This window comes from Mesorhizobium abyssinicae (assembly GCF_049887195.1).
GTDB classification, from domain to species: Bacteria; Pseudomonadota; Alphaproteobacteria; order Rhizobiales; family Rhizobiaceae; genus Mesorhizobium; species Mesorhizobium abyssinicae.
In genome coordinates, this window is record NZ_JARAKC010000012.1 from 20,082 (window position 1) to 37,485 (window position 17,404).

Annotated in this window: 16 protein-coding genes; 11 read left to right on the top strand and 5 right to left on the bottom strand. The window is 66.0% G+C overall.

Annotated elements, in window-relative coordinates:
- Positions 1–152: 152 nt before the first annotated feature.
- The 4 genes from PU724_RS23070 to PU724_RS23085 form a co-directional block, all read right to left on the bottom strand.
- Positions 153–1,247: an alcohol dehydrogenase family protein gene (locus tag PU724_RS23070; protein WP_127392512.1), complete on the bottom strand. Its 1,095-nt coding sequence runs from the start codon at positions 1,245–1,247 to the stop codon at positions 153–155.
- Positions 1,248–1,412: 165 nt separating this feature from the next.
- Positions 1,413–2,792 carry an aspartate aminotransferase family protein gene (locus PU724_RS23075; RefSeq protein ID WP_354423842.1) on the bottom strand — a complete coding sequence of 460 codons (1,380 nt, stop codon included), beginning with the start codon at positions 2,790–2,792 and terminating at the stop codon, positions 1,413–1,415.
- Between the two features lie 179 nt (positions 2,793–2,971).
- Complete coding sequence (locus PU724_RS23080) at positions 2,972–4,465, bottom strand: NAD-dependent succinate-semialdehyde dehydrogenase (protein ID WP_127284797.1); 1,494 nt, start codon at positions 4,463–4,465, stop codon at positions 2,972–2,974.
- A 246-nt stretch (positions 4,466–4,711) separates the two neighbouring features.
- Positions 4,712–5,203: an Lrp/AsnC family transcriptional regulator gene (locus tag PU724_RS23085; RefSeq protein ID WP_127392355.1), complete on the bottom strand. Its 492-nt coding sequence runs from the start codon at positions 5,201–5,203 to the stop codon at positions 4,712–4,714.
- An 82-nt stretch (positions 5,204–5,285) separates the two neighbouring features.
- Between PU724_RS23085 and ehuR the strand changes: the two genes are divergently transcribed.
- The 10 genes from ehuR (at position 5,286) to doeB (ending at position 15,127) form a co-directional block, all read left to right on the top strand.
- Positions 5,286–6,671 (top strand): MocR-like ectoine utilization transcription factor EhuR, encoded by a 1,386-nt coding sequence (ehuR, locus tag PU724_RS23090; protein WP_354423844.1) that lies wholly within the window; start codon positions 5,286–5,288, stop codon positions 6,669–6,671.
- Positions 6,672–6,807: 136 nt separating this feature from the next.
- The gene (ehuA, locus tag PU724_RS23095) at positions 6,808–7,593 is read left to right on the top strand and encodes an ectoine/hydroxyectoine ABC transporter ATP-binding protein EhuA (protein WP_135859474.1); all 786 of its coding nucleotides are present in this window, start codon (positions 6,808–6,810) and stop codon (positions 7,591–7,593) included.
- 137 nt (positions 7,594–7,730) lie between these two features.
- Positions 7,731–8,582, top strand: coding sequence for an ectoine/hydroxyectoine ABC transporter substrate-binding protein EhuB (gene ehuB / locus PU724_RS23100; protein ID WP_354423846.1), 852 nt, complete (start codon positions 7,731–7,733; stop codon positions 8,580–8,582).
- A 191-nt stretch (positions 8,583–8,773) separates the two neighbouring features.
- Complete coding sequence (gene ehuC / locus PU724_RS23105) at positions 8,774–9,433, top strand: ectoine/hydroxyectoine ABC transporter permease subunit EhuC (RefSeq protein WP_354423848.1); 660 nt, start codon at positions 8,774–8,776, stop codon at positions 9,431–9,433.
- Complete coding sequence (gene ehuD, locus PU724_RS23110; RefSeq protein ID WP_127286487.1) at positions 9,433–10,092, top strand: ectoine/hydroxyectoine ABC transporter permease subunit EhuD; 660 nt, start codon at positions 9,433–9,435, stop codon at positions 10,090–10,092. Before ehuC ends, ehuD begins: the two co-directional genes overlap by 1 nt.
- Before the next feature lie 5 nt (positions 10,093–10,097).
- Positions 10,098–10,877 (top strand): ectoine utilization protein EutA, encoded by a 780-nt coding sequence (gene eutA / locus PU724_RS23115; RefSeq protein ID WP_354423850.1) that lies wholly within the window; start codon positions 10,098–10,100, stop codon positions 10,875–10,877.
- On the top strand, positions 10,874–11,869 hold the full coding sequence (gene eutB / locus PU724_RS23120) for a hydroxyectoine utilization dehydratase EutB (RefSeq protein ID WP_354423852.1): 996 nt from the start codon (positions 10,874–10,876) through the stop codon (positions 11,867–11,869). Before eutA ends, eutB begins: the two co-directional genes overlap by 4 nt.
- Positions 11,866–12,858, top strand: a complete 993-nt coding sequence (locus PU724_RS23125) for a cyclodeaminase (RefSeq protein WP_354423854.1) — start codon at positions 11,866–11,868, stop codon at positions 12,856–12,858. The genes eutB and PU724_RS23125 overlap by 4 nt, the downstream gene beginning before the upstream one ends.
- 83 nt (positions 12,859–12,941) lie before the next feature.
- Positions 12,942–14,120 carry an ectoine hydrolase DoeA gene (gene doeA, locus PU724_RS23130; protein ID WP_354423856.1) on the top strand — a complete coding sequence of 393 codons (1,179 nt, stop codon included), beginning with the start codon at positions 12,942–12,944 and terminating at the stop codon, positions 14,118–14,120.
- Between the two features lie 5 nt (positions 14,121–14,125).
- The gene (doeB, locus tag PU724_RS23135; protein ID WP_354423858.1) at positions 14,126–15,127 is read left to right on the top strand and encodes a N(2)-acetyl-L-2,4-diaminobutanoate deacetylase DoeB; all 1,002 of its coding nucleotides are present in this window, start codon (positions 14,126–14,128) and stop codon (positions 15,125–15,127) included.
- 32 nt (positions 15,128–15,159) lie between these two features.
- Here the strand turns inward: doeB and PU724_RS23140 are convergent, their stop codons facing one another.
- A complete protein-coding gene (locus PU724_RS23140) occupies positions 15,160–16,026 on the bottom strand; it encodes a helix-turn-helix domain-containing protein (protein WP_126057347.1) in 867 nt (288 codons plus the stop codon).
- 106 nt (positions 16,027–16,132) lie between these two features.
- Between PU724_RS23140 and PU724_RS23145 the strand changes: the two genes are divergently transcribed.
- Entirely contained in the window at positions 16,133–17,401 is a 1,269-nt protein-coding gene (locus PU724_RS23145; RefSeq protein ID WP_135859479.1) for an ABC transporter substrate-binding protein, read from the top strand.
- The last annotated feature ends 3 nt before the right edge of the window (positions 17,402–17,404 follow it).

The following is a 17,404-nucleotide window of genomic DNA, read 5'->3' on the forward strand; positions in this document are numbered from 1 at the left end:
ATTACGCAGCAAGGTTTAGTGTGCAACTTTGACCGATGTCAATATCAGCATGGAGGCTTGAGGCATCTCTTGCCGGCCGCCCCCGTAGCTAGGGGCGGCATCTAGGGCGCGCCTATGCGCCGGCAAGCGGTCGGGCGACGGGCGGCTCGCGCTCAGCGAGCCCACATCGCGTCCGGCACCACCACCAGCTTGCCGACGAAATCCTTGGCGATGAAATCGGCTTGGGCGCGGTGGAAGTCCGACAGCCTGTAGACACCGCCGACCAGCGGCTTGATCTTCCTGTCCTCGATGTAGCGCACGATGCGGCGGAAGTCCGCCCGCGTGCCCTGGCTGGAGCCGTTGAGCTGCAACTGCTTGAGGTACATCGTCCGGAGGTCGAGCTGCACCACCGGCCCGGCGATGGCGCCCGCCGTCGTGTAGCGCCCTTCCGGCCGAAGAATGCGCAGCAAATCGTTGAAGATCGCGCCGCCGACCAGGTCGGCGACGACATCGATGGGTTGCCCGCCGGTCGCCTCGGTGACGGCGGCCGGCAGATCCGCGACGCCGCGCGTAATCACCCTCTCGGCGCCGATATCGAGCACCGCTTGCTCCTTGCCCTTGCCGACAATGGCATAGGGGATGGCGCCGCGCGCCCGCGCCAGCTGCACGATGCCCGAGCCGACGCCGCCCGAAGCGCCGGTGACCAGCACCCGCTCCCCGGCCTTCAAAGCCGCGCGCTCCAGCATCTGCTCGCCGGTGAGATAGGCGCAGCAGAAGGTGGCGAGCTCGACGTCGCTCATATCGGTGTCGACGACATGCGCGTTCTCGGCCGGCAGGGTCTGATACTCGGCGTACCCGCCATCGCGGCCGTGGCCCATATAGTCGATGTCGGCCAGCGAATCGTCGTCGCGGTTGTAGATCGAAAAGTCGACCATCACCCGCTCGCCGATACGGTCGGCAGACACGCCGTCGCCGACGGCGGCGATCGTCCCCACCGTGTCGGTGCCCTGGATGCGCGGGAAGACAAGCGTGTTGCCTTGCCGGCGCCAGGTCGACACCGCCGCCGCATCCTCTTCCGTGCCATAGGCGCCCTGGCGCACCCAGACATCGGTGTTGTTCATGCCGCAGGCGCTGACCTTGACCAGCACTTCGCCGGCGGCCGGCGCGGGCACCTTCACATCGGTGCGGTAGACGAGCTTTTCCGGACCGCCATGGCCGGTGAGCTGCACGGCGGCCATGGTGGCTGGAATGGGGGGATGGGATGTCATGAATGTTGGCTCCAACTCAATATAGGTTGGCGCTGCCCCTCACCCTACCCTCTCCCCGTGAAGGACGGGGAGAGGGGCTCCAGCGTCGAAGCTTCTCCCTTCTCCCCGTCACTATACGGGGAGAAGGTGCCGGCAGGCGGATGAGGGGCGGCGCCGACGGTCAAATTAGAGTCCGGCGAACACGCTGTTCACCGCGTCCGCCGTCTTCGCCACCACCGTGTCGGCTTCCTCGCGCGTCAGGCAGAGCGGCGGCGCGAAGCCGAGAATGTCGCCCTGCGGCATGGCGCGGCCGAGGACGCCGCTGGCCGCGAGCGCCGTGGCGATCTGCGGCCCCACCTTCAGCGCCGGATCGAAGAACACGCGGTCGTCGCGATCCTTGACGAACTCGACCGCCGCCAGCATGCCGTCACCGCGCACCTCGCCGACATGTCTGTGGCCGCCGACGGCCTTGGCCAGCTCGGCGCGGAAATAGGCGCCGGTCTCGCCGGCGTTCGTGACCAGGTCCATCTCGTCGATCAGCTCAAGGTTGGCCACACCCGCGGCAACGCAGATCGGATGCGCCGAATAGGTCCAGCCATGGCCGAGCGAGCCGAGCTTGTCGGAGCCGTTGACCAGCACCTGCCAGACCTTGTCGGAGACGATGACGCCGGAAAGCGGCGCATAGGCCGAGGTCAGCCCCTTGGCGATGGTGATCAGGTCCGGCTTGATGCCGTAATGGTCGGAGCCGAACATGGTGCCGAGACGGCCGAAGCCGGTCACCACCTCGTCGGCGACCAGCAGCACATCGTATTTCCTCAGCACGCCTTGAATCTTTTCCCAATAGCCGGCCGGCGGCGGCACGATGCCGCCGGTGCCCAGGATCGGCTCGCCGATGAAGGCGGCGACCGTGTCCGGCCCTTCGGCGAGGATCATCTCTTCCAGCCTGTCGGCGCAATGTTGCGAGAACTGCTCCTCGCTCTGCGAGCGGTCGGCGCGGCGGAAATAGAAGGGCGCCTCGGTGTGAAGGATCGGCGCGCGCGGCAGGTCGAAGGCGTTGTGGAACAGGTCGAGCCCGGTCAGTGAGCCCGTCATCACGCCGGACCCGTGATAGCCGCGCCAGCGCGAGATGATCTTCTTCTTCTCCGGCCGGCCGAGCACGTTGTTGTAGTACCAGATCAGCTTGATGTTGGTCTCGTTGGCGTCCGAGCCGGAGAGTCCGAAATAGACCCTCGACATGCCCTCGGGCGCACGGTCGACGATCATCTTGGCGAGCGTGATCGAGGCCTCGGTGCCATGCCCGACATAGGCGTGGTAGTAGGCGAGGTTCTTCGCCTGCTCGGCGATCGCATCCGATATCTTCTGGCGGCCGTAACCGACATTGACGCAATAGAGGCCGGCGAAGGCATCGATGCTCTTCCTGCCGGTATTGTCCCAGACGGTGACGCCCTCACCGCCGGCCATGACGCGCGCCGGCGACTCGCCCCGCGCATGGGTGCCCATATGCGTCGAGGGATGGAAGAAGTGGTCGCGATCCCAGGCGGCAAGTTCGTTGGACTGTTCAAGCATTTTTTGACTCCTTGAGAAAGATCGCCTTGCGCGGCCCAAGGTGCGTCGAGATTCAGGTCAGGCCGAGTCGAAAATGGTGGATTCCGAGAACCGGAGCGGAGCGTACTTTTGGTACGTGAGCACCGGAAGCGCAGGAAGCCGCCATTTGCAGGCCGGCATCACCTGAATATCGACGCGCCTTACGCCACGTCCAGGCAAAGATATTTGAGGTCCGTAAAGGCTTCGAGCCCGTGGCGCGAACCTTCGCGGCCGATCCCGGATTGCTTGACGCCGCCGAACGGGATCGGCGCGCCGGTGATCTTCACCCGGTTGATGGCGACCATGCCGTAGTCCAGTGCGCGGCCCATGCGCGCCTGCCGGGCGCCATTTTCGGTCACGACATAGGCGACCAGGCCGTATTCGGTGGCGTTGGCGCGGGCGACAACCTCCGCCTCGTCGTCGAAGGGCGTCACCGCCGCGACCGGGCCAAACGTCTCCTCGCGCATGATCAGCGCTTCGTCGGGCACATCGACGAGCAGCGTCGGCTGATAGAACAGCGGCCCGGCGGCATGGCGCCCGCCGCCGCCCAGGCAGCGCGCGCCGCGGGCGAGCGCGTCGGCGACCTGCTCCTCCACCTTCTGGACGGCGCGCTCGTGCATCAGCGGCCCGATGTCGGCATCGCCGGAAAGCCCATTGCCGGTTTTCAGCGCCTCGATGCGGCGGGCAAAGGCGGCGCAGAACCGCTCGTAGATCGGCCGCTGCACATAGATGCGGTTGGCGGCGAGGCAATCCTGGCCTGAGGTGGCGAATTTGGCGTCGAGCGCAATCGTCACAGCCCTGTCGATGTCGGCATCGTCGAACACGATCAGCGGCGCATGGCCGCCGAGCTCCATCACCAGCCGCTTCATCGTCGGCGCGCTCTGCGCCGCGATCAGCCGGCCGACTTCGGTCGAGCCGGTGAAGCTCATGGCGCGGACGCGGGCATCCGCGCACATCGCGCCGACGATTTTGCGCGCCTCGCCGGTGACGACGTTGAACACGCCGGTGGGAAGCCCGGCGCGCTCGCCGAGCTCGGCCAGCGCCAGCGCCGAGAGCGGCGTTTCCGAGGATGGATGCGCGACGATGGTGCAGCCGGCGGCAAGCGCCGCCGCCGCCTTGCGGGTCAGCATCGCCGAGGGAAAATTCCACGGCGTGACGACGCCGACGACCCCGAGCGGCTCGCGCCGCACGGTCATCTCGGCATTCGGCAGATGGCTGCTGACGCTCTCGGCGTTGAGGCGTTTGGCTTCTTCGGCATACCATTCGACGAAGGATGCGGCGTAGTCGATCTCACCCAGCGATTCCTTCAGCGGCTTGCCCTGCTCCAGCGTCATCAGCAGCGCCAGATCGTCCTTGGCGGCGATGATCAGCTCGAACCATTTTCGCAAGATCTTCGAGCGCTCCTGCGGCAGCAGCGCCCGCCACGCCGGAAAGGCGCGGGACGCGGCATCGATCGCCTTCGTGGTCTGCCCTGCATCGAGCGCGGCAACGAAGGCGATCGCTGAGCCGGTCGCCGGATCGGTGACCGCGAAACTTTCCGCCGCCTCGCTCGCCGTCCAGTGGCTGTCGACATAGGCGAGCGCCCGCAGCAGCCGGCGGTCGGAAAGGCCGTCGAGGGCTTCATGGCGGTTCGTGCGGGCAAGATGCGCGGACATCGATCAGGTCTCCCGGTGCCGAGGCGATACGGAGAGACTAGCCGCGCGGTCGAGACAGAGAGGCTGTTTCGGCAGCCGCAGGTAGAGAGATTGTCTCTAATGACCCTTGGGCGCAGATGATCTCTCTAGCGCGACGGCCGGCGGTGAGTACCGAACCGTGAAAACTGGCCGAGCCTCCTCCGCTTCGTCACCCTGGGGCGAAGCAGCGGACGTTCGGCCAATCTCCAAGCTGATCGCGAGACCGACTCAACCTTGCCCCGGCAGCAGATCCGCCACCGGTAGCACCGTCTCCTCCTTCACCGTCTTGGTGACGATGTAGGTGAAGTAGCGGTCGATGCCGATCTCGCGCTCGAGCAGGCTGTCGACCAGCCGCTGATAGGCGTCGATGTCACGCGCCATCACCTTCAGCACATAGTCGACGCCGCCACCCACCGACCAGCAGGCGACGATCTCGCGGATGTCGCGGACGACGCGCTCGAAACGGTCGAAATCGGCCTGGCGGTGGCTGGCCAGCGTCACCTCCACCAGCACGGTCGCCACCGGCGCCACCGCTCGCATGGCGACCGAGGCATGATAGCCCGAGACGATGCCCGCCTTCTCCAGCTTGCGCAGCCGCATCCAGCACGGCGTCGGCGACAGGCCGACCTTGTCGGCCAGCGCCAGCTTGGTGATGCGCCCGTCGCGCTGGATCGCGTCGAGGATCTTGAGGTCGATCGGGTCGAGTTTCACCGCGGTCATGGGCGTCCACTTTTTGCTGCCGCCACCATGGGGGCGCATGATTTCGATTGTCAATTGCACTGATTTCGATCTCTAATAAGTCATGACATTGTGGCAGCCAGATCCCACCCTCATTCGCCGCCCGGCCTACCAGTCGCTGGCCGACCAGTTCGCCCGCGCCATCCATGACGGGCGGCTCGCCAATGGCGCCCGGCTGCCGACGCACCGCAGGCTCGCCGAGGACCTGAATTTGTCGGTGCAGACGGTGAGCCGCGCCTATGAGGAGCTGATCCGCCGCGGCCTGATTTCCGGCGAGATCGGCCGCGGCAGCTTCGTCCAGACGCAGCGCCGCGAGGAGGATCCGCCTTACATTCCCGAGCGCCTGGGCGAGGTCATCGACCTCTCGATCCTGAAGCCGGTCTGCGAGCCGATGCATCTGGAGAAACTGAAGCAGGCGCTGGGCTGGCTGGCCGAGAACCTCCCGTCGAGCTCGGCGCTGTCCTTCCGCCCGAACATGGTGTTTCCGCGCCACCGCGCCGTTGCGGTCGAATGGCTGCGGCTTTGCGGCCTCGACGCCTCGCCGCAGAACATCAGCCTGACCAACGGCGCCACCGCCGGCATGACGGTGGCGCTGATGAGCGTGGCGCCGCCCGGCTCGACGGTCGCCACCGAGGCCATCGGCCACCACACGCTGGTGCCGCTCGCCCGCTATCTCGGCTTCAACCTCGAAGGCCTGCCGATCGACGAGAACGGCCTGATCCCGGAAGCGCTCGACGAGGCCTGCCGGCACTCCGACATCCGCGCCGTCTTCGTGCAGCCCTCGGTGATCAACCCGACGGCGACGCTGATGGACGCGCGGCGGCGCGAGGAGATCGCGGCCGTGGCGCGCAAGCACGACATCGCCATCATCGAGAACGACGTGCTCGGCCCGCTGGTCGAGGATCGGCCGCCGCCAGTCGCCGCCTTCGCGCCAGAGCGCACGCTCTACGTCACCTCCTTCACCAAGATCACCGTGCCCGGCCTGCGCATCGGCTACCTCGCCGCGCCCGACCGCTATGTCGCGGCGGTGGCCAACCGCCACCTCGTCTCGAACTGGATGGCGACGCCGATGGTGGCCGAGATCGCCACGCGCTGGGTCACCGACGGCACGGCGATGGAGCTGGTCCACTGGCAGCGCGCCGCGCTGAGGCGGCGCCAGGACATCGCCGCGGAAGTGCTGGCCGGCATCGACTACCGCGTCCACCGCGACGGGCTGCACCTGTGGCTCGAGCTTCCCGGCGACCGCGCCGAGGAGAGTTTTGTGTCGCAGGCCCGCCTGCGCGGCGTGGCGATCGCGCCCGGCAGCTCCTTCCGCATCGCCGAGGCTCCCTGGCATCCCGCCGTGCGCATTTCGCTGGGTTCGACCGCCGAGGCGGAACTGCGCGCCGGCTTGAGCGTTGTCGCCAAGCTGCTGCTTGGCGATCCGGAGCATCTCCTGCTCGCCATCTGATGCACAAGCGGAGTTCAGATTGCCCTGAAATTGTGCCGCGTCGGAAATATTGTCATGATATTATTTTCCTAATTGACATGATTTAGCGCGTTCCGCATCGTTAAGGGCATAGGCTTCTCCAGAACGGGGAAATTGATTGCCCACGCCCATCATCAAGGTCGACGCCATTTCGAAAAGCTTCGGCGCCTTCAAGGTGCTGGACGGCCTGTCGATGCAGGTCATGCCCGGCGAGAAGCTGGCGCTGATCGGCCCGTCCGGCTCCGGCAAGACGACGATCCTGCGCATCCTGATGACGCTGGAGAAGATCGACGGCGGCCACATCCAGGTTGATGGCGAGCATCTCTACCACATGGAGCGCAATGGCCAGCTCCTGCCCGCCGACGAGCGCCACCTCGCAAAAATGCGCCAGAAGATCGGCATGGTCTTCCAGCTGTTCAATCTGTTTCCGCACAAATGCGTCATGGACAACGTCACCCTGGCGCCGATGCTGACCAAGGGCGTGGCGCGCGCCGCGGCGGAAAAGCGGGCGATGGAACTGCTCGACATGGTCGGCATGGCCGACAAGGCCAAGGCGATGCCGGCGCAGCTTTCCGGCGGCCAGAAGCAGCGTGTCGCGATCGCCCGGGCACTCGCTTTGTCGCCGAAGATCATGCTGTTCGACGAGGTCACCTCGGCGCTCGACCCGGAGCTGGTCGAGGAGGTGCTCAACGTCATGCGCAAGCTCGCCGCCGAGACCGACATGACGATGCTGCTCGTCACCCACGAGATGGGCTTCGCCCACGATTTCGCCGATCGCGTGCTGTTCTTCGACCGCGGCCGCATCGTCGAGGAAGGCAAGCCCGACGAGATTTTCCGCCACCCCAAGCAGGAGCGCACGCAAGGCTTCCTGAAGAAGATCATCGCGGCCGGACACCGCGTCTAACGGGCGACGAAGTCGTCCCGCGAGCGACGAAGTCGTCCCGCGGGCGACGAAGCCCGAAGCGGCGAGACCATCCTAGACGGGCGACGCAGTCGTCCTGAAACAACGCAAACCAGGACAACAACAAGGAGTTGGGAACAATGAAGAAACTTGCCATTCTGGCCGGCGTCGCCGGCCTCGCGGTGACCACGATGCTGCTTGCCTCCGGCGCGCGCTCGGCCGACGACGCCAAGCTCGAGCAATTGAAGGGGCAGGGCTTCGCCCGCGTCGCCATCGCCAACGAGCCGCCCTACACGGCGGTTGCCGCCGACGGCAAGGTCTCGGGCGCCGCGCCCGACGTGGCGCGCGAGATCTTCAAGCGCCTGGGTGTCAATGACATCGTCGCCTCGATCTCCGAATATGGCGCCATGATCCCCGGCCTGCAGGCCGGCCGCTTCGACGTCGTCACCGCCGGCCTGTTCATGAAGCCGGAGCGCTGCGCCGCGGTCGCCTATTCCGAGCCGGTGCTCTGCGACGCCGAGGCGATGCTGGTCAAGAAGGGCAATCCGAAGGGTTTCAAGAGCTATGAGGACGTCGCCAAGGATAGCTCCGCCACCATCGGCGCGCCGGGCGGCGGCACCGAGGAGAAGCTGGCGCTCAATGCCGGCGTGCCGCGCGAACGCGTCATCGTCGTGCCGGACGGCCAGAGCGGCCTGAAGATGCTGCAGGATGGCCGCATCGACGCCTATTCGCTGCCCGTGCTGTCGATCAACGACCTGGTCAAGAAGGCCAACGACCCAAATCTCGAAGTCATCGCCCCGGTGATGGGCGCGCCGGTCTATTGCGACGGCGCCGCCTTCAAGAAGGGCGACGAGGCGCTGCGCGACGCCTACGATGTCGAGCTCGCCAAGCTGAAGAAGTCGGGCGAGTTCGCCAAGATCATCGAGCCCTACGGCTTCTCGGCCGCCGCCGCGATGTCGACGACGCGCGACAAGCTCTGCGCGGCGAAGTAGGGCGCTTCTTCCTTCTCCCCGTTCACGGGGAGAAGGTGTCACGAAGTGACGGATGAGGGGCAGCGCCAAGGTATCAGAAGGCGGCTCTGCCCCTCATCTGCCTGCCGGCATCTTCTCCCCGTAGAACGGGGAGAAGGGGCTGTCGCGACTGCCCCGCATAACCGCAAACGATTGGAAATCTTGGAACCCAGATGACCCAGTGGTCCGGCTATCTCGGCCTGATATTGCAGGGAGCGCTTGTCACCATCGAGCTGACGCTGATGGGGTCGGTGCTGGCGCTGATCATGGCCTTCCTGGCCGGCATGGGGCGGCTGTCCCGCTTCTTCGTCGTGCGCGCGCTGGCCACCGCCTATATCGAGTTCTTCCGCGGCACCTCGATCTTCGTGCAGCTGTTCTGGGCCTACTTCGTGCTGCCCCTTGCCGGCATTTCGCTGACGCCGCTGCAGGCCGGCGTGCTGGCGCTGGGCCTGAATGTCGGCGCCTATGCGGCGGAAGTTGTGCGCGGCGCCATCCAGTCGATCGGCCGCGAGCAGTACGAGGCCTGCATCGCGCTCAATCTCGGCCGCTGGCAAGGCATGCGCCATGTCATCCTGCCGCAGGCGCTGCTGGTCATGCTGCCGACCTTCGGCAACAACGCCATCGAGCTGCTCAAGGCGACCTCGGTGGTCTCGCTGATCTCGCTCGCCGATCTCACCTTCCAGGCGCAGGTGGTGCGCTCGCAGACCGGCAACACGCTGATGCCATTCACCACCATCCTGGTCATCTATTTCGTGCTTGCGCTGGTCATCTCCTGGGGCGTGCGCTCGCTGGAACGCCGCATGGCTCGCGGCATCGACGGAGTGCGCGTCTGATGGACTGGGATTGGAATTTCGTCAGGGAGATCCTGCCGACGCTGATCCAGGGGGTGAAGATCACCATCCTGGCGACGCTGCTCGGCTCGGTGCTGGCGGCGATCGTCGGCCTGGCCATCGCGCTGGCGCGGCGCTCGGAGAACCGGGCCGTGTCGCGCACCGTCGGCTTCCTCGCCGAATTCATCCGCGGCACGCCGCTGCTGGTGCAGCTCTATTTCATCTTCTACGTGCTGCCCGACTTCGGCATCCTGTTGCCGCCGCTGGTGGCCGGCGTCATCGGGCTCGGCCTGCACTACGGCACCTACACGGCAGAGGTCTACCGCGCCGGCATCGACAACGTGCCGCGCGGCCAGTGGGAAGCCGCCAAGGCCTGCAATCTCGGCGCCGGCCAGACCTGGACGCACATCATCCTGCCGCAGGCGATCCCGCCGATGATCCCGGCCTTGGCCAATTACTTCATCGCCATGTTCAAGGAGACGCCGCTGCTCTCGGCGATCACCGTGCTGGAGCTGATGAACCAGGCCAAGAGCGTCGCCAACACCTATTACCGTTACGTCGAGCCGATGACACTGGTCGGCGCCTTCTTCCTGATCATCAGCCTTTTCTCGGTCGTGCTGCTGCGCTGGCTGGAACACCGCTACGGCAAGATCGAAAGGTAGTTTTGATGCAACCGCTGCCCGAAATCAGGCTGTTGCCGACAAGGCCGGCCCTCGATGCGCGCCCGCTGGAAAAGCGCGTTGGGCTGATCATCCTTGCCACCGACCACACCAGCGAGCCGGATTTCCGCCGCATGGTGGCGAGCGAGCGGATCGGCGTCTATGTCGCCCGCATCCCCTACAAGAACCCGACCACGCCGGAGAATCTGCGCAGGATGCAGCCTGAGCTTGAGGCCGCCGCCGCGCTCATCCTGCCGGACGAGCCGCTCGACGCCATCTGCTATTCCTGCACCTCGGCCTCGGTGGTGATCGGCGACGCCGAGATCGAGGCGGCGATCCAGGCCGCCAGGCCCGACGTTGCCGTGGTGACGCCGCCGATGGCCGGTGTGCGCGGGCTGAAGGCGCTGGGCGCGAGACGGATCAGCATCCTCACCCCCTACACGGTCGAGACCAGCCGGCCGATGGCGGCCTATTTCGCCGAGCGCGGCTTCGAGATCGTGAGCTTCACTTGCCTCGGCTTCGAGGACGACCGCGAGATGGCGCGCATCCCGCCGGCCGCACTCCTCGAACTGGCCGGCAAGGCAACCGATGCCGAGGCTGATGCGCTGTTCGTGTCCTGCACCGCGCTGCGCTCGGCGCTCGCGGTCGCCGGCATGGAACAGGCGATCGGCCGCCCGGTCGTCACCAGCAACCAGGCCACCGCCTGGAATTGCCTGCGGCTGTGCGGCGACGACACGGCGCGGCCTCAGTTCGGCCGGCTGATGACGAAGTCGCTGAGCCAATCATGACGAGCGCCACCACCCTCGCCGACATCCGCGCCGCCCGCGAGCGAATTGCCGGCAAGGTCGAGCGCACGCCAACCGTGCAGTCGCAAAGCCTTACGGATCGCATCGGCCACCCCGTCCACCTCAAGCTCGAACACCGCCAGACCACCGGCGCCTTCAAATTACGTGGCGCCTCGAACGCGATCGCTTCACTAAGCCCTGAGGATAAGACGCGCGGCGTGGTCGCCGCCTCGACCGGCAATCACGGCCGCGCGCTGGCGCATGCGGCGCGGCTCGACGGCATCCGCGCCGTGATCTGCATGTCGCGGCTGGTGCCCGAGAACAAGCTCGACGCGATCCGTCGGCTCGGCGCCGAGATCCGCATCGTCGGCAACAGCCAGGACGATGCGCAGAAGGAGGTCGAGAAACTGGTCGCCGAACAGGGCCTGGTCATGCTGCCGCCCTTCGACCACCCCGACATCATTGCCGGCCAGGGCACGCTCGGTCTGGAGATCATCGAGCAGGTGCCGGAGGCGGCGAGCGTGGTGGTGCCGCTGTCCGGCGGCGGGCTGGCTGCCGGCGTCGCCGCCGCCGTCAAGGGCGTCAGCCCGAACACCAAGGTCATCGGCATCTCCATGGCGCGGGGCGCGGCGATGAAGGCGAGCCTCGATGCCGGCCGGCCAGTCGAGGTGGAGGAACTGCCGACGCTGGCGGATTCGCTCGGCGGCGGCATCGGCCTCGACAACCGGCTGACCTTTGGCATGTGCCGCGACCTGCTCGACGATGTTATCCTGCTTTCCGAGGGCGAGATCGCCGCCGGCATCCGTCATGCCTATGAAGAGGAGCGCGAGATCGTCGAGGGCGCCGGCGCGGTCGGCATCGCCGCGCTGCTTGCCGGCAAGGTCAAGACGGCCGGGCCTGCCGTGCTCATCCTGTCCGGCCGCAACATCGACATGGCGCTGCACAGGCAGATCGTCTGCGGCGAGGCGCCATCAACCGTGGAGCGTGCCGCATGAGCCGGATGATGATCCTCACCGAGGCTGAACTGCGCCAGATCGTTGCGCTGAACCTCGATGCCGTCGCCTGCGTCGAGAACGCTTTTCGCGCGCTGGCCACGCTGCCGGTGGCGATGCCGCCGATCCTGCGCCTCGACATTCCCGAGCATCACGGCGAGGTCGACGTCAAATCCGCCTATGTGCCTGGCATCGACGGCTTCGCCGTCAAGATCAGCTCCGGCTTCTTCGACAATCCGAAGCTCGGCCTGCCCAGCGGCGGCGGCATGATGGTGCTGCTCTCGGCCAAAACCGGACAGGTCGAGGCGCTGTTGCTCGACAATGGCTATCTGACCGACATCCGCACCGCCGCTGCCGGCGCGGTCGCCGCCAGACACCTGTCGCGGCCGGACTCCGCCGTCGCCGCGATCTTCGGCGCCGGCCTCCAGGCCGGACTGCAGCTCGAGGCGCTGCGCCTGGTGCGGCCGATCGGGGAAGCCCGCATCTGGGCGCGCGATGCCGCCAAGGCAGACGCCACCGCCGCCCGTTTGCGCGAGAAGCTCGGCATCATGGTGCGCGCCGAGCCGGACGCGGCGAAGGCGGCCGCCGGCGCCGACGTCATCGTCACCACGACGCCGTCGACCGAACCGCTGATCAAGGCCGGCTTCGTCGTGGCCGGCCAGCACATCACCGCCATGGGCTCGGATGCCGAGCACAAGAACGAGATCGCGCCGGCGATCCTGCGCATGGCCGATCTCTATGTCGCCGACAGCGCCAGGCAAACCAGGCGGCTCGGCGAACTGCATCATGCCATCGCGACCGGGGTGATGACGGCCGACGCCGACGTTACCGAACTCGGCCAGATCATCGCCGGCGAGAAACACGGACGGCGCTCGGACAGCGACATCACCATCGCCGATCTCACCGGCACCGGCGTGCAGGACACGGCGATCGCCACCTTGGCCCGTGACCGCGCCCAAGCGGCCAATGCCGGGACCATTTTCGAAAGCTGATGCCTGGCCAAGGCGTGATCCGGAAAGGTGGAAACCTGCTTCCCGAAAAGGCCGCAAGGCCCAACAAACGAGGACCAAGAACAATGCAGCCCAACTTGAAATTCTCGCGCGGCGAATATGCGGAGCGCCTCGCCAAGACGCGGAAGGCCATGGCGGCCAAGGGGGTCGATCTGCTGATCGTCAGCGATCCCTCCAACATGGCTTGGCTGACCGGCTATGACGGCTGGTCGTTCTATGTCCACCAGGCGGTCATCGTGCCGCCTTCAGGCGAGCCGGTCTGGTACGGCCGCGGCCAGGACGCCAACGGCGCCAAACGCACTGCCTATCTCGCGCATGAAAACATCATCGGCTACGCCGACCACTACGTGCAGTCGACCGAGCGCCACCCGATGGACTTCTTGTCCAGCGTACTTTCCGATCGCGGCTGGGGCAAGCTCGCCATCGGCGTCGAGATGGACAATTACTGGTTCTCCGCCGCCGCCTTCGCCGCCCTGCAGAAGCATCTGCCCAATGCCCGGTTCGTCGACGCCACCGCGCTGGTCAACTGGCAGCGGGCGGTGAAGAGCCCGACCGAGATCGACTATATGCGCAAGGCCGCCCGCATCGTCGAGGCCATGCACCAGCGCATCGTCGACAAAATAGAGGTCGGCATGCGCAAATGCGATCTGGTCGCCGAGATCTACGATGCCGGCACGCGCGGCGTCGACGGCATCGGCGGCGACTATCCGGCGATCGTGCCGCTGCTGCCGTCGGGCGCCGACGCCTCGGCGCCGCATCTGACCTGGGACGACCGGCCGATGAAGGCGGGCGAGGGCACCTTCTTCGAGATCGCCGGCTGCTACAACCGTTACCACTGCCCGCTCTCGCGCACCGTCTTCCTCGGCAAGCCGACGCAGGCCTTCCTCGATGCCGAGAAGGCGACGCTGGAAGGCATGGAGGCAGGCCTTGCCGCCGCCAGGCCCGGCAACACATGCGAGGACATCGCCAACGCCTTCTTCGCCGTCTTGAAGAAATACGGCATCGTCAAGGACAACCGCACCGGCTATCCGATCGGCATCTCCTATCCGCCGGACTGGGGCGAGCGCACCATGAGCCTGCGCCCCGGCGACCGCACCGAGCTGAAACCCGGCATGACCTTCCATTTCATGACCGGCCTCTGGCTGGAGACGATGGGGCTGGAGATCACCGAATCCATTTTGATCACCGAGACCGGCGTCGAGTGCCTGGCCAATGTGCCGCGCAAGCTGGTCGCGAAGGATTGATCGCGATGCCGGCCTTGCGTCCCTCACCGATCGCCCCGACCGTCGATTTCGATAAGGACGGCGTCCAGCATGGCTTCCTGCGCCTGCCCTACAGCCGCGACGATTCGGCCTGGGGTTCGGTGATGATCCCGGTCTGCGTCATCCGCAACGGCAACGGCCCGACGGCGCTTCTCACCGGCGGCAACCATGGCGACGAGTACGAGGGGCCGCTGGCGCTCTACGACCTTGCCCGCACGCTCGATCCCAGGGACGTCTCTGGCACGGTCATCATCGTGCCGGCGATGAACTACCCGGCCTTCCGCGCCGGCACCCGCACCTCGCCGATCGACAAGGGCAATCTCAACCGCAGCTTCCCCGGCCGCCCCGACGGCACGGTGACGGAAAAGATAGCCGACTATTTCCAGCGTGAGCTCCTGCCGCGCACCGACATCGCGCTCGACTTCCACTCCGGCGGCAGGACGCTCGACTTCGTGCCGTTCTGCGCCGCCCACATAAGGCCGGACAAGGACCTGGAAGCGAAGGGCTTCGACGCGGTCGAGGCGTTCTCGGCGCCGTGGTCGATGAAAATGCTGGAGATCGACGCCGTCGGCATGTTCGACACCGCTGCAGAGGAGATGGGCAAGCTGTTCATCACCACCGAGCTCGGCGGCGGCGGCACTTCCCGCGCCGAGACGGTGCGCATCGCGCGCCGCGGCGTGCGCAACGTGCTCAAGCATGCCGGCATCGTTGCCGGTGCGGTCGAGAAGACTCGAACGCGCTGGCTCGACATGCCTTCCGGCGACTGCTTCGCCTTCGCCGAGGACGACGGCATGATCGAGACGATGGTCGATCTCGGCGAGCCCATCGAGGAGGGACAGGTCGTCGCCCGTATACATGGCATCGGCCGCACCGGCGTCGCGCCGCAGGAGATCGGGGCGAAAATGTCGGGCCTGCTCGCGGCGCGGCATTTTCCAGGCCTGGTCAAGGCCGGCGACTGCGTTTCGGTGGTGGCGGTCGAGGTGGGGTGACCCGACGCGCGCACCCATGAAGTGATCCTCGGCTATTTGACGCCGGCCCGGCGGAAGTCGGAGGGCGACATGCCGGCAAGCTTGCGGAACGACTTGTTGAAGGCGCTGAGCGAGCCGAAGCCCGAATCCATGGCGACGCGCAGCACGTTGGCGTCTTCATGCATCAAGAGCGCCTGCGCATAGCTCAGCCGCAGCAGGTTGACATACTCGTTGAGCGTCATCCCGGTCGACTTCTTGAAGATGCTCATGGCGTATTTCGGGTGGATGTCGACGACAGCCGCTATGTCGACGCAGTCGATCTCATAGAGGAAATTCTCGGCGATGAAGTCGCACATGCGCCCGACATTGCGCGAGGACTGCTGGTCGAAGGGGCTGCCCGCCGAATGTGCGGCGGGAACCCTCGAAACAAGCCGGTAGGGTTCGAACCGCACCCGCTCCAGCCGAAGCAGCAGCTCGTTCACCGCATGCTCGGCTTTGGCCGCGTCGCCCGAGCGGGCGTAGCTGTTCCAGCGCTCGAAATTGTGGTTGTCGGCCTGGTCGGTGGCCGACGTCACCAGCGTGGCGCCCGTCATCAGCCGGTGCCGGACATCGGTGGGTAGATGCAACCGGAAGAAATGCACCAGCGGCAAATGCGCCCCGGCATAGACCGCATCGTCACTGAGATCGTCCATCTGGTGCGGCAGGCCGCCCCAGAACAGGCACATCTCGCCGGCCGACAGCGAGATCTCGTGATCATTCATCAAATAGTGCACGCTGCCGCGCACGATGAAATTGACTTCCACCTGCGCGTGCCAATGCGGCTTGAGCATAACCAGCGGCTGTGTGTGGAACATCTGCAGCATCAGCGGCATGCCTTCCACGCTGCTGGCGCCAGGCTGGTAGAACGGCCGTTCCGGCATCTTACTTTCCGCCAATTTTCTTTTCCCTTTGTCCGGGACAAGCCTTCCGCGCTGCATAATCTAGCCACGCTCACTGTGAGAGAGCAAATGAAATGGGAGGAGTTCAATGCGCACCACACTGACCTGCGCCGCGCTCGCGCTTGCCCTGGGCTCCGGCCCGGCCATGGCGCAATCCGGCGAAATCACGATCTGGAGCTGGAACATCGCGGCTTCGTCGCTGAAGGCCACCGTCGCCGGCTTCAACAAGAAATACCCCGACATCAAGGTGACCGTCGAGGATCTCGGCAACCAGCCAACCTATGACAAGTCGATTGCCGGCTGCGCCGCCGGGGGCGTCGGTCTGCCGGACATCGTTTCGATCGAGAATGGCGAGGCCGAGAACTACTGGAGCCAGTTCCCCGACTGCTTCGTCGACCTGCATACGCTGGGCTACACCGCCGAGGACCAGAAGAAATTCCCCGATTTCAAGCGCACCGAGCTCGAGGTCGGCGAGAAGGCCTATGCGATGCCTTGGGATTCCGGCCCGGTCGCCTCCTTCTACCGCCGCGACTTCTACGAGAAGGCCGGTGTCGACCCCGCCTCGATCAAGACCTGGGACGATTTCATCGCCGCCGGCAAGAAGATCCAGGCCGCCAATCCCGGCGTCACCATGACCAACGCCGATTTCAACGGCGACACCGAATTCTTCCGCATGATCGCCAACGAGCAGGGCTGCGGGTATTTCGCCGAGGACGGCCAGTCGATCACGGTCAACCAGCCGAAATGCGTCGACACGCTGACCAAGATCAAGGAGATGAAGGACGCCGGCATCATGGCCTCGGCCGACTGGGGCACCAAGATCACCAACAACACCGCCGGCGCTGTCGCCACCCAGGTCTATGGCGGCTGGTATGAGGGCACCATCCGCACCGAATCGGCCGGCGAAAACGGCAAGTGGGGCGTCTATCCGATGCCGAGCCTGACCGCCGACGGCCCGCGCGCCGCCAATCTCGGCGGCTCGTCGCTGGCCATCACCTCGGCCTCGAAAAACAAGGAAGCGGCCTACGCCTATCTGAAATACACGCTGGAGACCAATGAAGGCCAGATCACCATGCTGAAGGATTTCGGCCTGGTGCCGTCGCTGATCTCGGCGCTCGACGACCCCTATGTCTCGCAAGGCCTGCCCTACTGGGGCGGCCAGGCGGTGTGGAAGGATATCCTGGCCACCCTGCCCAAGGTCGTGCCGAGCCGCGGCACGCAGTTCCAGAGCGATGCCGAGCTCATCATGCGCGCCGTGCAGACCAAATATCTGGGCGGCGGCTATCCGGACGCCAAGGCGGCGCTCGACGACGCCGCCAACCAGATCGCCTCGGCGACCGGGTTGCCGGTGAAGTGAAGG

Coding starts and splice junctions, on each gene's coding strand:
- PU724_RS23070 (WP_127392512.1), bottom strand. CDS start 1,247: ATGACATCCCATCCCCCCATTCCAGCCACCATGGCCGCCGTGCAGCTC.
- PU724_RS23075 (WP_354423842.1), bottom strand. CDS start 2,792: ATGCTTGAACAGTCCAACGAACTTGCCGCCTGGGATCGCGACCACTTC.
- PU724_RS23080 (WP_127284797.1), bottom strand. CDS start 4,465: ATGTCCGCGCATCTTGCCCGCACGAACCGCCATGAAGCCCTCGACGGC.
- PU724_RS23085 (WP_127392355.1), bottom strand. CDS start 5,203: ATGACCGCGGTGAAACTCGACCCGATCGACCTCAAGATCCTCGACGCG.
- ehuR (WP_354423844.1), top strand. CDS start 5,286: ATGACATTGTGGCAGCCAGATCCCACCCTCATTCGCCGCCCGGCCTAC.
- ehuB (WP_354423846.1), top strand. CDS start 7,731: ATGAAGAAACTTGCCATTCTGGCCGGCGTCGCCGGCCTCGCGGTGACC.
- ehuC (WP_354423848.1), top strand. CDS start 8,774: ATGACCCAGTGGTCCGGCTATCTCGGCCTGATATTGCAGGGAGCGCTT.
- ehuD (WP_127286487.1), top strand. CDS start 9,433: ATGGACTGGGATTGGAATTTCGTCAGGGAGATCCTGCCGACGCTGATC.
- eutA (WP_354423850.1), top strand. CDS start 10,098: ATGCAACCGCTGCCCGAAATCAGGCTGTTGCCGACAAGGCCGGCCCTC.
- eutB (WP_354423852.1), top strand. CDS start 10,874: ATGACGAGCGCCACCACCCTCGCCGACATCCGCGCCGCCCGCGAGCGA.
- PU724_RS23125 (WP_354423854.1), top strand. CDS start 11,866: ATGAGCCGGATGATGATCCTCACCGAGGCTGAACTGCGCCAGATCGTT.
- doeA (WP_354423856.1), top strand. CDS start 12,942: ATGCAGCCCAACTTGAAATTCTCGCGCGGCGAATATGCGGAGCGCCTC.
- doeB (WP_354423858.1), top strand. CDS start 14,126: ATGCCGGCCTTGCGTCCCTCACCGATCGCCCCGACCGTCGATTTCGAT.
- PU724_RS23140 (WP_126057347.1), bottom strand. CDS start 16,026: ATGCCGGAACGGCCGTTCTACCAGCCTGGCGCCAGCAGCGTGGAAGGC.
- PU724_RS23145 (WP_135859479.1), top strand. CDS start 16,133: ATGCGCACCACACTGACCTGCGCCGCGCTCGCGCTTGCCCTGGGCTCC.